This window comes from Erwinia billingiae Eb661, from assembly GCF_000196615.1.
Taxonomy (GTDB): Bacteria; Pseudomonadota; Gammaproteobacteria; order Enterobacterales; family Enterobacteriaceae; genus Erwinia; species Erwinia billingiae.
In genome coordinates, this window is record NC_014306.1 from 3833649 (window position 1) to 3847805 (window position 14157).

The 14157-nt window shown below is 53.4% G+C and carries 7 protein-coding genes, 1 tRNA gene and 3 rRNA genes; 5 read left to right on the top strand and 6 right to left on the bottom strand.

The features are described from left to right. Nucleotides 1-11: 11 nt before the first annotated feature. The gene (locus EBC_RS18945; RefSeq protein WP_013203467.1) at nucleotides 12-1049 is read right to left on the bottom strand and encodes a tRNA/rRNA methyltransferase; all 1038 of its coding nucleotides are present in this window, start codon (nucleotides 1047-1049) and stop codon (nucleotides 12-14) included. A 277-nt stretch (nucleotides 1050-1326) separates the two neighbouring features. Here EBC_RS18945 and trxC point away from each other — a divergent pair, with 277 nt between their 5' ends. The 5 genes from trxC (at nucleotide 1327) to EBC_RS18970 (ending at nucleotide 7130) form a co-directional block, all read left to right on the top strand. Then, nucleotides 1327-1746 (top strand): thioredoxin TrxC, encoded by a 420-nt coding sequence (trxC, locus tag EBC_RS18950; protein WP_013203468.1) that lies wholly within the window; start codon nucleotides 1327-1329, stop codon nucleotides 1744-1746. An 85-nt stretch (nucleotides 1747-1831) separates the two neighbouring features. After that, the gene (locus EBC_RS18955) at nucleotides 1832-2539 is read left to right on the top strand and encodes a tRNA-uridine aminocarboxypropyltransferase (protein ID WP_013203469.1); all 708 of its coding nucleotides are present in this window, start codon (nucleotides 1832-1834) and stop codon (nucleotides 2537-2539) included. A gap of 92 nt (nucleotides 2540-2631) precedes the next feature. Then, a complete protein-coding gene (locus EBC_RS18960) occupies nucleotides 2632-5283 on the top strand; it encodes a bifunctional acetate--CoA ligase family protein/GNAT family N-acetyltransferase (RefSeq protein ID WP_013203470.1) in 2652 nt (883 codons plus the stop codon). A 117-nt stretch (nucleotides 5284-5400) separates the two neighbouring features. Beyond that, nucleotides 5401-6756: a CDP-diacylglycerol--serine O-phosphatidyltransferase gene (pssA, locus tag EBC_RS18965; protein WP_013203471.1), complete on the top strand. Its 1356-nt coding sequence runs from the start codon at nucleotides 5401-5403 to the stop codon at nucleotides 6754-6756. 53 nt (nucleotides 6757-6809) lie between these two features. Next, complete coding sequence (locus EBC_RS18970) at nucleotides 6810-7130, top strand: YfiM family lipoprotein (RefSeq protein WP_013203472.1); 321 nt, start codon at nucleotides 6810-6812, stop codon at nucleotides 7128-7130. Here EBC_RS18970 and EBC_RS18975 read toward each other — a convergent pair. The 5 genes from EBC_RS18975 to EBC_RS18995 form a co-directional block, all read right to left on the bottom strand. Next, nucleotides 7127-8431, bottom strand: a complete 1305-nt coding sequence (locus EBC_RS18975) for an MFS transporter (protein ID WP_013203473.1) — start codon at nucleotides 8429-8431, stop codon at nucleotides 7127-7129. The genes EBC_RS18970 and EBC_RS18975 overlap by 4 nt on opposite strands. A 368-nt stretch (nucleotides 8432-8799) precedes the next feature. Next, nucleotides 8800-8915, bottom strand: a 5S ribosomal RNA gene (gene rrf, locus EBC_RS18980). Between the two features lie 106 nt (nucleotides 8916-9021). Next, a 23S ribosomal RNA gene (locus EBC_RS18985) occupies nucleotides 9022-11928 on the bottom strand. A gap of 228 nt (nucleotides 11929-12156) precedes the next feature. Beyond that, nucleotides 12157-12232, bottom strand: a tRNA-Glu gene (locus EBC_RS18990). Nucleotides 12233-12305: 73 nt separating this feature from the next. Next, a 16S ribosomal RNA gene (locus EBC_RS18995) occupies nucleotides 12306-13846 on the bottom strand. The 16S, 23S and 5S rRNA genes sit together here with 1 tRNA gene alongside, the layout of an rRNA operon. Nucleotides 13847-14157 lie beyond the last annotated feature (311 nt).

Below are 14157 nucleotides of genomic sequence, written 5' to 3' on the forward strand. Positions count from 1 at the left end.
AGAGCAACAGCTTAAGCGTTCTGACGCCACCATTCTGCCAGCAGAATGCCGGTCGCTACCGAAACGTTAAGACTCTCAACGTTGCCGGTGCCGCCGATAGAGACGCTCAGATCGCCCTGTTGCCAGGTGCTGTCTGACAGACCATCACGTTCCTGTCCCAGAACCAGTACCGTTTTCGCTGGCAGTTCAGCCTGCGCTAACGGGGTTCCTTTATGACTTGACGTGGTGACGATGGTATAGCCCGCTTTACGGAATGCATTCAACCCTTCAGCAAAGCTTTCGCCGCTGATGGCCTGAACATGCTCTGCTCCACCTTCTGCCGTGCGCACTGCGGCACCGGACTCCAGTAAAGAAGCATCATCCACCAGCAACCCTTTCGCACCAAAGTGCGCACAGCTGCGCATCATGCCGCCCAGGTTGTGTGGATTACCAATCTGCTCTAAAGCAACAACACAATCTTTCTCGCCCGCGTTGGAAAGCCATTCGCTGACTGGCATTCCGACACGTTTTTTGATCAAGAAGCAGACGCCACCGTGGTGCTCTGTGCCGGACGCTTTGACCAGTTCGGCCTCGTCCACCACATGATAAGCCTTACGGTTAGCCGCCATCCATTTCAGCGCCTCGCGGAAACGCGGGGTCACTTCCTGGACAAACCAGGCACGCACGATGCAGTCAGGACGGCTCTGGAACAGGGCCTGGCAGGCGTTTTCGCCATACACACGCGTCTCTTCCAAACGTTGACGGCGGATCTGCTCCGGGTCGATATAGCTTTTTCCGCTGATGCCACCGTGATCCGGTTTGCTGTCATCAATTGCAGACGGAGCGCGTGAAACCGTACGCCATGGTGAATCACCCGGTGCTACGTCGCGATCGCGCCCGCCACGCGGTTTGCTGTCTGTGTTACTACGTGAAGAAGGACGACGACTGCCATCCTGACGAGGTCCACCTTTACCCGTGCGGGGATTTTGCCCGCCCTTGCTACTCTCGTCATCACCGCGGACATACATCACTTTGACTTTGCCGCTTTTACCTTTAAATTCGTCGTTCATTTTCCCTCCACCTGGCTGAGCGCGAAGCGCGCAGAGTACCTGATGTGGCGGCGCTTAGCTATCAACTTCCACTAAAACCGCGTTGCACGCGTTATCCGGGCAGAGAGCGCGCTTCTCCCGGGTTGAAGATGCTGAAAATTCTGTCAGCCACAGCCTATTATACCCATTGAACAAACCACTTTGTTGGCTGAGACTCTCTCAACCATAATTATCGTCACTTTTACTCAGGAATGCGGTAAGTGAATGCTTACCCCCTACTCATCACCGAGGTGAATCAATGAATACGGTTTGTGCTTCATGCCAGGCGACGAATCGCGTTCCGCCAGAGCGTATCACTGATGGCGCGAAATGCGGCCGCTGCGGCAGCGAATTATTTACCGGTGAAGTGGTTAACGCCACTGCCGCCACGCTGGATAAATATCTGCAGGATGAACTGCCTGTGGTGATCGACTTCTGGGCGCCGTGGTGTGGCCCTTGCGTCAACTTCGCCCCGGTTTATGAAAACGTCGCTGACGAACGTAACGGTAAAGTGCGCTTTATTAAGGTGAACACCGAAGCGGAGCCTGAGCTTAGCGCCCGTTTCCGTATCCGCAGTATTCCTACCATTATGGTGTATAAGCAGGGCAAGATGGTCGATATGCTCAATGGCGCAATGCCGAAGACGCAATTCGATGAATGGCTGAACGAAAACATCTGATCTTCCCTCCGTGGTCAGGCTTGCCTGGCCACTACTGCTTAACCGCTAATTCCGTTAGAATGACGTTTTCCTCAGATTAACGCTCATGACTGAAAACGCTGTCCTGCGCCTGCGCGCCGAACGCCTTGCTCGCGCCACTCGCCCCTTCCTGGCACGCGGAAACCGTACCATTCGTTGCCAACGCTGCCTGCTGCCGAGGAAAAACTGCCTGTGCGCAACGATGGCGCCGCAGCAAGCCCGCAGCCGTTTCTGTCTGGTGATGTTTGATACAGAACCAATGAAGCCAAGCAATACCGGTCGCTTAATTGCTGATATACTGCCGGACACGCAAGCCTTTGGTTGGTCACGCATCGATCCCGATCCGGCACTGCTGGCGGCGGTGCAAAATCCTGATGTTCAGCCGGTAGTCGTTTTCCCCGAGTCCTATGCCGATGCCGGGCGTCCGGTGATGAACATCCCGCCGATGACAGGCAAACCGCCCCTCTTTATCATGCTCGATGGCACCTGGACTGAAGCCCGTAAGATGTTCCGTAAAAGCCCCTGGCTGGATACCTTCCCGGTGATGTCGTTGACGCTGACCAGACCGTCGAACTATCAGTTGCGTGAAGTGCATGGCGAAGGTCAGCACTGTACCGCGGAAGTGGCGGCTGAGCTGCTGCTTCAGGCAGGTGATACTGCGGCCGGTGAAGCGCTGTTCCGCCATTTCGACCTGTTCCGCCATCGCTATTTAGCCGGCAAACCGCATCACCCACTTCATCAAAATGCGGCTTCGCACGAGGAAGTTATTCCCTGATCGCTTTATCCTTAACGCTGTTTTCCGGCTGAGTGCGGCAGACTGGCCAGAAAGCGTTAGAATCAGGATGAATCTTTTCGAAGGGAGGGGAAATGAGCCAACGCGGATTAGAAGCGCTGTTAAGACCTAAATCGATTGCGGTGATTGGTGCCTCTTCACGACCGGATCGCGCAGGGTATCTGATGATGCGTAACCTGCTGGCGGGCGGTTTTAACGGTCCAATCCTGCCGGTCAACCCGAAATACCAAGCCGTTTGTGGCGTGCTCACCTGGCCTGATATCGCCAGCCTGCCCTTATCACCCGATCTTGCGGTCCTCTGTACCCATGCCAGCCGCAACCTTGACTTGCTGAAAGCGCTGGGTGAACGCGGCTGTAAGGCCTGCATCATCCTTTCGGCGCCCGCCAGTCAGCTTGATGCGTTAAAACAGTGCGCCAGCGAATGGCAAATTCGTCTGCTTGGCCCCAACAGTCTTGGCCTGCTGGCTCCCTGGCAGGGCTTAAACGCCAGCTTCTCACCTGTCCCGATTCAACAGGGAAAACTCGCCTTTATCTCTCAGTCTGCCGCGGTTTCTAATACTATTCTGGATTGGGCTCAGCAACGGCAACTCGGGTTTTCCTGGTTTATTGCACTTGGCGACAGCCTGGATATTGATGCCGACGACCTGCTGGATTTCCTCGCCAGAGATGGCAAAACCAGCGCGATCCTGCTCTATCTGGAGCATCTCAGCGACGCCCGGCGCTTTGTTTCTGCGGCGCGCAGTGCTTCAAGGAATAAACCGATTCTGGTGATCAAAAGCGGTCGCAGTCAGCAGGCACAACAATTACTGAAAACCCATGCCGGCCTTGATGCTGCCTGGGATGCCGCTATCCAGCGCGCGGGTTTGTTGCGGGTACAGGACACCCATGAGCTGTTCTCCGCGGTAGAAACGCTTAGCCATATGCGCCCGTTGCGCGGCGAGCGGTTGATGATCGTCAGTAATGGCGCGGCCCCCGCGGCACTTGCGCTTGATGCGCTGGATGCCAGAAACGGCAAGCTGGCACAATTAAGTGAGGAACTACTCACTGACCTGCAAAGCCTGCTGCCTGATGAGATCAGCGCAGGTAATCCGCTGGATTTGAAGGATGATGCCACGCCGGATCGCTATCTTCAGGTGGTCTCGCGCTTGCTGGATAGCCAGGACATTGACGCGCTGATGATTATTCACGCTCCCAGCGCTGTCGCACCCGCCACGCTGACCGCACAAAGGCTGATTGAAACCATCCTTAAACATCCCCGCGCCAAACAGATTTCTCTGTTGACCAACTGGTGCGGAGAGTTCTCTTCACTGGATGCGCGCCGGTTGTTCAGTGATGCCGGTATCCCAACCTACCGCACGCCTGAAGGGACGGTCACCGCCTTTATGCATATGGTGGAGTACCGCCGTAACCAGAAGCAGCTGCGTGAAACGCCGGCTCTGCCGCCGAACCTGACGGCGAATACCGCTGAGGCTCATCATTTGATCCGCCAGGCACTGGAAGATGGCGCCATTACGCTCGACACGCATGAAGTTCAGGCCATTTTACGCGCCTATGGGCTCAATACATTGCCAACCTGGATTGCCAGCGACAGTGCCGAAGCGGTGCACATCGCCGGTCAGATTGGCTATCCCGTTGCGCTGAAACTGCGGTCGCCGGACATTCTCCATAAGTCGGAGGTTCAGGGTGTGATGCTGTATCTGCGCACCGCCAGCGAAGTTGAGCAGGCAGCAGAAGCCATTATCGATCGCGTCAAACTGGCCTTGCCGCAGGCAAATATTCATGGGCTTTTAGTGCAAAGCATGGCCAACCGTGCCGGAGCCCAGGAGTTAAGAATTGTGGTAGAACAGGACCCGGTTTTTGGACCGATGATCATGCTGGGAGAAGGTGGCATTGAGTGGCAAGCCGATAAACAGGCGGTGGTTGCTTTACCGCCGCTGAATATGACGCTGGCGCGCTATCTGGTTATTCAGGCCATCAAGAGCGGTAAAATCCGCAGCCGCAGCGCGCTCCAGCCGCTGGATATTGCCGGCATCAGCCAGGTGCTCGTGCAGGTTTCCAACCTGATCGTTGATTGCCCTGAGATCGTGCGGCTGGACATTCATCCTCTACTGGCGTCGGGGTCTGAATTCTCACTGCTGGATGTCACCATGCAACTGGCTGATTTTGTCGGGGATCCCGAAGCGCGTCTGGCTATTCGCCCTTATCCTCATGCGCTTGAAGAATGGGTAGAGATGAAAAATGGCGAGAGCTGCCTGTTCCGCCCGATCCTGCCCGAAGATGAGCCGTTGTTACGCCAGTTCATTAGCCGGGTGACGAAGGAAGATCTTTATTATCGCTATTTCAGTGAGATCAATGAGTTCACTCATGACGATTTGGCTAACATGACGCAGATCGACTACGATCGAGAGATGGCCTTTGTTGCTGTCCGTCAGCAAAATGGCAGTGATGAGATCATTGGTGTGACGCGTGCTATTTCCGATGCCGATAACATCGATGCAGAGTTTTCCGTGCTGGTACGTTCCGATCTTAAAGGGCTGGGCCTGGGTCGGCGGCTGCTGGAGAAGATGATTATCTATACCCGTCAACATGGGTTACAGCAGTTAAACGGTATTACCATGCCGGGCAATCAGGGGATGATTACGCTGGCACGCAAACTGGGATTTAGGGTTGATGTGCAGATTGAAGACGGCATTGTGGCCCTTTCGCTGCCTTTTTCGCCACCCTGATAATGTCTGGAAACGTAAAACTAAAACCATCGGGCCCGACTAATGGTAATATTCGCGGTTAGGGTGATGATTTTATGGCAAAAGGCCATTCTATGAACAGAGAAGATACGCACTGTGATGTTGTCTAAATTCAAACGTAATAAACACCAACAGCACCTTGCGCAACTGCCAAAACTGTCTCAGTCGGCTGCTGACTTCACGACGCTGTATTCAGCGGCTGATTTCCGTAAGACTTTGCTTGAGAAAATCGCCGGTGCGAAACATCGTATCTGCATTGTGGCGCTTTATCTGGAAAACGATGACGGTGGCCGCAGCATTCTCAACGCGCTGTATGAAGCCAAACGCCTTCGCCCTGAGCTGGATGTCCGTGTCCTTGTGGACTGGCACCGCGCACAGCGTGGTCGTATTGGCGCAGCGCGTACGGCAACCAATGCCGATTGGTATTGTGAGTTGGCAGACGCTCACCCTGACATTCACATCACCGTTTATGGCGTGCCGGTAAATACCCGTGAAGCCTTAGGCGTGCTGCATCTGAAAGGGTCGATCATCGATGATACCCTTTTCTATACCGGTGCCAGCCTCAATGACGTCTATCTGCATCAGCATGATAAATACCGTTATGACCGCTATCAGCTGATTACCAATCCCACGCTGGCTAACACCATGTTCGACTGGATAGAAACCAACCTTATCCAGGCTGAAGCGGTGCATCGTCTCGATCAGCATGAGCGGCCAAAAAGTCCGGAAATCAAAAATGAAACTCGTCAGTTCCGCCAGGATCTGCGCGGGTTTGATTATGAGTTCGAAGGCGATGCCAATAATGAACAGTTGGCAGTGACTCCGTTAGTTGGGCTGGGCAAACGCAGCCTGCTCAACAAAACCATCTTCCACCTGATGCCTTGTGCTGAGCAAAAGCTGACGCTCTGTACTCCGTACTTCAATATGCCCGCCATCCTGGTGCGCAACATTATCTGGTTACTGCGTCAGGGCCGCGAAGTTGAGATCATCGTCGGGGATAAAACGGCGAATGACTTCTACATCCCTGAAGATCAGCCGTTCAAGATTATCGGTGCCCTGCCTTACCTGTATGAGATCAACCTGCGCCGCTTCCTGAGCCGTTTGCAATATTACGTCACTAACGGCCAGTTGACGGTTCGCCTGTGGAAAGACGGCGAGAACAGCTACCATCTTAAAGGCATGTGGGTAGATGACGAATGGCTGCTTATTACCGGGAATAACCTGAATCCGCGCGCATGGCGTCTCGATCTGGAAAATGCCGTCCTCATCCACGATCCACTCCAGCAGCTGGTTGAGCAAAGCCGCCACGAGCTGGCGCTGATCCGTCAAAACACCACCGTGGTTGAACACTTCCGCGATCTGGAAAGCATTGCCGATTACCCGCTTAAAGTGCGTAAGCTGATCCGCCGTCTGCGCCGTATCCGTATCGACAGGCTGATTAGCCGCATTCTGTAAGTTCGCTTAAATCAGGCCCTGTCAGTGACGGGGCTTTTTTTTAAGGAGAAGTAATGCGCAAACTCGTGTTGCTGATGGTTCTCTGTTGCACCGGTTGTACCCATATGGCCAACGACAGCTGGACCGGCAAGGATAAAGCGGAGCATTTTGTTTCCTCTGCGGTACTGTCGGCGGCGGGAAGTGCTTATGGCGATAAACAACACTGGAGCGAAGGCCGAAGCGCCAGCTTTGGCTTGATGTTTGCGCTCAGTTTGGGCGCGGCGAAAGAGTTGTACGACAGTCGGGAGGGAGGTTCTGGCTGGAGCTGGAAAGATTTCAGTTGGGATGTAGCCGGTGCTGCCACCGGCTACACGTTATGGAGTCTTGCCCGTTAAAGCTTGATGCCATTCCCTCTTCGGTGCAGCATCAGCGACACCAGGAATGCAACGGCCCCCATCGCCGAGACATACCAGAAGAAGCTGGTCTCGCTGCCCGCCGCCTTCAGCGACAACGCCACATATTCTGCTGAACCGCCAAACAAAGCGTTGGCTACCGCGTAAGACAGTCCCACACCTAACGCGCGTACCTCCGGTGGAAACATCTCTGCCTTCAGGATCCCACTGATCGACGTGTAGAAGCTGGTGATCAGCAGTGAGATCATGACCAGTCCAAATGCCCCCCACGGACTGCTGATGTTTTGCAGCAATGTCAGCACCGGCACGGTACATATCGCCGCCAGCCCACCAAAGATCAGCATTGAGCTCCGGCGTCCAATTTTATCTGACAACGCTCCAATCAACGGCTGAATCAGCATAAAAATGAACAGTGCAGCGGTCATTAGCATACTGGCCGTTCGCGCATCCATACCCGAAGTGTTTACCAGATACTTCTGCATATAGGTGGTAAAGGTATAGAAGCTTAGCGAGCCGCCCGCCGTAAAACCAAGCACCATAATAAACGCGCGACGGTGTTTCCACAGACCTCTCAACGATCCGGCATCTTTATGCTGACGGGTTTTCTGATCGGATGTTTCATTCAGGGAACGGCGCAGATAGAGTGCAACGACGGCCAGCACGGCTCCGATTGCGAACGGTATTCTCCAGCCCCATGCACGAAGTTCTTCATCACTCAGGATCTGCTGCAACACCACCACGGTTAGCAGTGCCATCAATTGCCCACCAATCAGGGTGACATACTGGAATGAAGCATAGAATCCCTTCTTCCCTTCTACAGCGACTTCACTCATATAGGTTGCGCTGGTGCCGTACTCGCCGCCTACAGACAGCCCCTGGAACAAACGCGCTAACAGCAGTAAAGCCGGCGCCCAGACACCGATGGTGTCGTAACCCGGTAAACAGGCAATCACCAGCGATCCGAAACACATCATGCAGACCGAAATCAGCATTGATTTCTTACGACCGTGCTTGTCGCCAATGTAGCCAAACAGCCAGCCACCGATGGGTCGCATCAGAAAGCCAGCGGCAAAGACACCTGCGGTCTGTAACAGCTGAGTTGTTGGGTTTCCTGAGGGGAAAAAGACGTGAGAAAAATAGAGAGAACAGAATGAATAGACATAAAAATCAAACCATTCGACCAGATTCCCTGATGATGCACCAACAATTGCCCAGATACGTTGGCGCGTGGAGAGCGCATCGGCCGTAGCCTCAGGCTGCCGTTCTGACGTGGCATCTGCCATAGAATTAACCTCTTTTATTATTCCTTGCTAATAATTAGCGATAGAAGTGAAACAACAACCGGTAGTAAACCTTACTGGCAAGATGTTAATGAATTGTTTTAAGTATTAACGTTACAGAACTGTGAAGCAGGTTGGATTATAGAGTAAGTGTTTAATATCGCCATAAATGAAGGGTGTGGTGCGTCAGCACGGCGTTTTAGTTTTCTGGTTTTGGGGTGCTTGAGGATTTCAGTGGTGGGTTTTGGCCGTTATCAGGCGGGCCTGGGGAGTCCGGGAGCTGTTTTGAGGCGGGTCTGGCGTGGATTTTTGCTTTTTACGCACACAAAAAAGCCCCATGCTTTCGCATGAGGCTTGTCTGCTTGTTTGATGCCTGGCAGTTCCCTACTCTCGCATGGGGAGACCCCACACTACCATCGGCGCTACGGCGTTTCACTTCTGAGTTCGGCATGGGGTCAGGTGGGACCACCGCGCTAAAGCCGCCAGGCAAATTCTGTTATTCACGCCGCCATAGGGCCGCGCAAATTTATCCGGTTCAAGCTGAAAATATCGTTCGTGTCTCTCAGACACCACCAGAACGCTTCTGGTGTTGTAAGGTTAAGCCTCACGGGTCATTAGTACCGGTTAGCTCAACGCATCGCTGCGCTTACACACCCGGCCTATCAACGTCGTAGTCTTCAACGTCCCTTCAGGGGCCTTAAAGGCCCAGGGAAGATTCATCTCGAGGCAAGTTTCGCGCTTAGATGCTTTCAGCGCTTATCTTTTCCGCACTTAGCTACCGGGCAATGCCATTGGCATGACAACCCGAACACCAGTGGTGCGTTCACTCCGGTCCTCTCGTACTAGGAGCAACCCCTCTCAATCTTCCAGCGCCCACGGCAGATAGGGACCGAACTGTCTCACGACGTTCTAAACCCAGCTCGCGTACCACTTTAAACGGCGAACAGCCGTACCCTTGGGACCTACTTCAGCCCCAGGATGTGATGAGCCGACATCGAGGTGCCAAACACCGCCGTCGATATGAACTCTTGGGCGGTATCAGCCTGTTATCCCCGGAGTACCTTTTATCCGTTGAGCGATGGCCCTTCCATTCAGAACCACCGGATCACTATGACCTGCTTTCGCACCTGCTCGAGCCGTCACTCTCGCAGTCAAGCTAGCTTATGCCATTGCACTAACCTCACGATGTCCGACCGTGATTAGCTAACCTTCGTGCTCCTCCGTTACTCTTTAGGAGGAGACCGCCCCAGTCAAACTACCCACCAGACACTGTCCCCACGCCGGATCACGGCGCCAGGTTAGAACATCAAACGTTAAAGGGTGGTATTTCAAGGTTGGCTCCACGCAGACTGGCGTCCACGCTTCAAAGCCTCCCACCTATCCTACACATCAAGGTTCAATATTCAGTGTCAAGCTATAGTAAAGGTTCACGGGGTCTTTCCGTCTTGCCGCGGGTACACTGCATCTTCACAGCGAGTTCAATTTCACTGAGTCTCGGGTGGAGACAGCCTGGCCATCATTACGCCATTCGTGCAGGTCGGAACTTACCCGACAAGGAATTTCGCTACCTTAGGACCGTTATAGTTACGGCCGCCGTTTACCGGGGCTTCGATCAAGAGCTTCTCCTTGCGGATAACCCCATCAATTAACCTTCCGGCACCGGGCAGGCGTCACACCGTATACGTCCACTTTCGTGTTTGCACAGTGCTGTGTTTTTAATAAACAGTTGCAGCCAGCTGGTATCTTCGACTGGCTTCAGCTCCGGGAGCAAGTCCCTTCACCTACGCGCCAGCGTGCCTTCTCCCGAAGTTACGGCACCATTTTGCCTAGTTCCTTCACCCGAGTTCTCTCAAGCGCCTTGGTATTCTCTACCTGACCACCTGTGTCGGTTTGGGGTACGATTCTGTGTTACCTGATGCTTAGAGGCTTTTCCTGGAAGCAGGGCATTTGTTACTTCAGCACCGTAGTGCCTCGTCATCACACCTCAGCGTTAAAAGAGTCCGGATTTACCTAAACTCTCCGCCTACATGCTTAAACCGGGACAACCGTCGCCCGGCTAACATAGCCTTCTCCGTCCCCCCTTCGCAGTAACACCGAGTACAGGAATATTAACCTGTTTCCCATCGACTACGCCTTTCGGCCTCGCCTTAGGGGTCGACTCACCCTGCCCCGATTAACGTTGGACAGGAACCCTTGGTCTTCCGGCGAGCGGGCTTTTCACCCGCTTTATCGTTACTTATGTCAGCATTCGCACTTCTGATACCTCCAGCAGCCCTCACAGTCCACCTTCGACGGCTTACAGAACGCTCCCCTACCCAACAACGCCTAAGCGTCGCTGCCGCAGCTTCGGTGCATGGTTTAGCCCCGTTACATCTTCCGCGCAGGCCGACTCGACCAGTGAGCTATTACGCTTTCTTTAAATGATGGCTGCTTCTAAGCCAACATCCTGGCTGTCTGTGCCTTCCCACATCGTTTCCCACTTAACCATGACTTTGGGACCTTAGCTGGCGGTCTGGGTTGTTTCCCTCTTCACGACGGACGTTAGCACCCGCCGTGTGTCTCCCGTGATAACATTCTTCGGTATTCGCAGTTTGCATCGGGTTGGTAAGCCGGGATGGCCCCCTAGCCGAAACAGTGCTCTACCCCCGAAGATGAGTTCACGAGGCGCTACCTAAATAGCTTTCGGGGAGAACCAGCTATCTCCCGGTTTGATTGGCCTTTCACCCCCAGCCACAAGTCATCCGCTAATTTTTCAACATTAGTCGGTTCGGTCCTCCAGTTAGTGTTACCCAACCTTCAACCTGCCCATGGCTAGATCACCGGGTTTCGGGTCTATACCCTGCAACTTAACGCCCAGTTAAGACTCGGTTTCCCTACGGCTCCCCTATACGGTTAACCTTGCTACAGAATATAAGTCGCTGACCCATTATACAAAAGGTACGCAGTCACACCACGAAGGTGCTCCCACTGCTTGTACGTACACGGTTTCAGGTTCTGTTTCACTCCCCTCGCCGGGGTTCTTTTCGCCTTTCCCTCACGGTACTGGTTCACTATCGGTCAGTCAGGAGTATTTAGCCTTGGAGGATGGTCCCCCCATATTCAGACAGGATGTCACGTGTCCCGCCCTACTCATCGAACTCACAATAAGTGCATTTTTGTGTACGGGAGTATCACCCTGTACCCTGCGACTTTCCAGACGCTTCCACTAATGCACAAACTGATTCAGGTTCTGGGCTGTTCCCCGTTCGCTCGCCGCTACTGGGGGAATCTCGGTTGATTTCTTTTCCTCTGGGTACTTAGATGTTTCAGTTCCCCAGGTTCGCCTTGCAACACTATGTATTCATGTTGCAATGATGCACCAAAGTGCACCGGGTTTCCCCATTCGGGTATCGTCGGTTATTACGGTTCATATCACCTTACCGACGCTTATCGCAGATTAGCACGCCCTTCATCGCCTCTGACTGCCTAGGCATCCACCGTGTACGCTTAGTCACTTAACCTCACAACCCACAAGCGTCCCGAAAGACACGTGCTGTTGTAAGCATTTGAGAGACTCGAACATATCGTTAATTTCATTCTTATTACGGAGAATGAAAACGACATGTCGTTTCAATTTTCAGCTTGTTCCGGATTGTTAAAGAGCAAATATCTCAAACGTGACTCGTCCTTGCGGAGAGAATCAGTTTTGAGATACTGGTTGATAATGTCTTTCACTCATTATCAGGAGATGGCGTCCCCAAGGGGATTCGAACCCCTGTTACAGCCGTGAAAGGGCAGTGTCCTGGGCCTCTAGACGATGGGGACTCTGTTACTGTTGCTCATTACGTTTTCTATCAGACAATCTGTTGTGGACACTACGCGGGAAGGTATCTTCAGGTAAGGAGGTGATCCAACCGCAGGTTCCCCTACGGTTACCTTGTTACGACTTCACCCCAGTCATGAATCACAAAGTGGTAAGCGCCCTCCCGAAGGTTAAGCTACCTACTTCTTTTGCAACCCACTCCCATGGTGTGACGGGCGGTGTGTACAAGGCCCGGGAACGTATTCACCGTAGCATTCTGATCTACGATTACTAGCGATTCCGACTTCACGGAGTCGAGTTGCAGACTCCGATCCGGACTACGACGCACTTTGTGAGGTCCGCTTGCTCTCGCGAGTTCGCTTCTCTTTGTATGCGCCATTGTAGCACGTGTGTAGCCCTGGCCGTAAGGGCCATGATGACTTGACGTCATCCCCACCTTCCTCCGGTTTGTCACCGGCAGTCTCCTTTGAGTTCCCGACATTACTCGCTGGCAACAAAGGATAAGGGTTGCGCTCGTTGCGGGACTTAACCCAACATTTCACAACACGAGCTGACGACAGCCATGCAGCACCTGTCTCACGGTTCCCGAAGGCACTAAGGCATCTCTGCCGAATTCCGTGGATGTCAAGGCCAGGTAAGGTTCTTCGCGTTGCATCGAATTAAACCACATGCTCCACCGCTTGTGCGGGCCCCCGTCAATTCATTTGAGTTTTAACCTTGCGGCCGTACTCCCCAGGCGGTCGACTTAACGCGTTAGCTCCGGAAGCCACGCCTCAAGGGCACAACCTCCAAGTCGACATCGTTTACGGCGTGGACTACCAGGGTATCTAATCCTGTTTGCTCCCCACGCTTTCGCACCTGAGCGTCAGTCTTTGTCCAGGGGGCCGCCTTCGCCACCGGTATTCCTCCAGATCTCTACGCATTTCACCGCTACACCTGGAATTCTACCCCCCTCTACAAGACTCTAGCCTGCCAGTTTCAAATGCAGTTCCCAGGTTAAGCCCGGGGATTTCACATCTGACTTGACAGACCGCCTGCGTGCGCTTTACGCCCAGTAATTCCGATTAACGCTTGCACCCTCCGTATTACCGCGGCTGCTGGCACGGAGTTAGCCGGTGCTTCTTCTGCGGGTAACGTCAATCGACAAGGTTATTAACCTTATCGCCTTCCTCCCCGCTGAAAGTACTTTACAACCCGAAGGCCTTCTTCATACACGCGGCATGGCTGCATCAGGCTTGCGCCCATTGTGCAATATTCCCCACTGCTGCCTCCCGTAGGAGTCTGGACCGTGTCTCAGTTCCAGTGTGGCTGGTCATCCTCTCAGACCAGCTAGGGATCGTCGCCTAGGTGAGCCATTACCCCACCTACTAGCTAATCCCATCTGGGCACATCCGATGGTGTGAGGCCCGAAGGTCCCCCACTTTGGTCCGAAGACGTTATGCGGTATTAGCTACCGTTTCCAGTAGTTATCCCCCTCCATCAGGCAGTTTCCCAGACATTACTCACCCGTCCGCCACTCGTCACCCGAGAGCAAGCTCTCTGTGCTACCGTTCGACTTGCATGTGTTAGGCCTGCCGCCAGCGTTCAATCTGAGCCATGATCAAACTCTTCAATTAAAAGTTCGATTTGCTGAAACAAGTTCAGCGGTGCTCAAGTGTAAAACGTCATAATGAATTTCATTATGTGTTCACTCTTAAGGCTTGATATTTTTTTGCGCCTTGCGGCGCTGATATCAATCCTGCGAGTGCCCACACAGATTGTCTGATAAATTGTTAAAGAGCGTTGCGGTAAGTGCCTTGGCGCCTTACTGCGAGGTGGCGTATATTACGCTTTCCTCCTTCAGAGTCAACTTCTTTTTGTGAAGTTTTTCTCCGGCGATTCAGCTTCCTGAACCTCTGACCCGGTGACTCGTAAGTCGTTGTTCCGT

Bases quoted from the DNA above. Each gene is read 5' to 3' on its own strand.
- EBC_RS18945 (WP_013203467.1), bottom strand. From the start codon at position 1,049: ATGAACGACGAATTTAAAGGTAAAAGCGGCAAAGTCAAAGTGATGTAT.
- trxC (WP_013203468.1), top strand. From the start codon at position 1,327: ATGAATACGGTTTGTGCTTCATGCCAGGCGACGAATCGCGTTCCGCCA.
- EBC_RS18955 (WP_013203469.1), top strand. From the start codon at position 1,832: ATGACTGAAAACGCTGTCCTGCGCCTGCGCGCCGAACGCCTTGCTCGC.
- EBC_RS18960 (WP_013203470.1), top strand. From the start codon at position 2,632: ATGAGCCAACGCGGATTAGAAGCGCTGTTAAGACCTAAATCGATTGCG.
- pssA (WP_013203471.1), top strand. From the start codon at position 5,401: ATGTTGTCTAAATTCAAACGTAATAAACACCAACAGCACCTTGCGCAA.
- EBC_RS18970 (WP_013203472.1), top strand. From the start codon at position 6,810: ATGCGCAAACTCGTGTTGCTGATGGTTCTCTGTTGCACCGGTTGTACC.
- EBC_RS18975 (WP_013203473.1), bottom strand. From the start codon at position 8,431: ATGGCAGATGCCACGTCAGAACGGCAGCCTGAGGCTACGGCCGATGCG.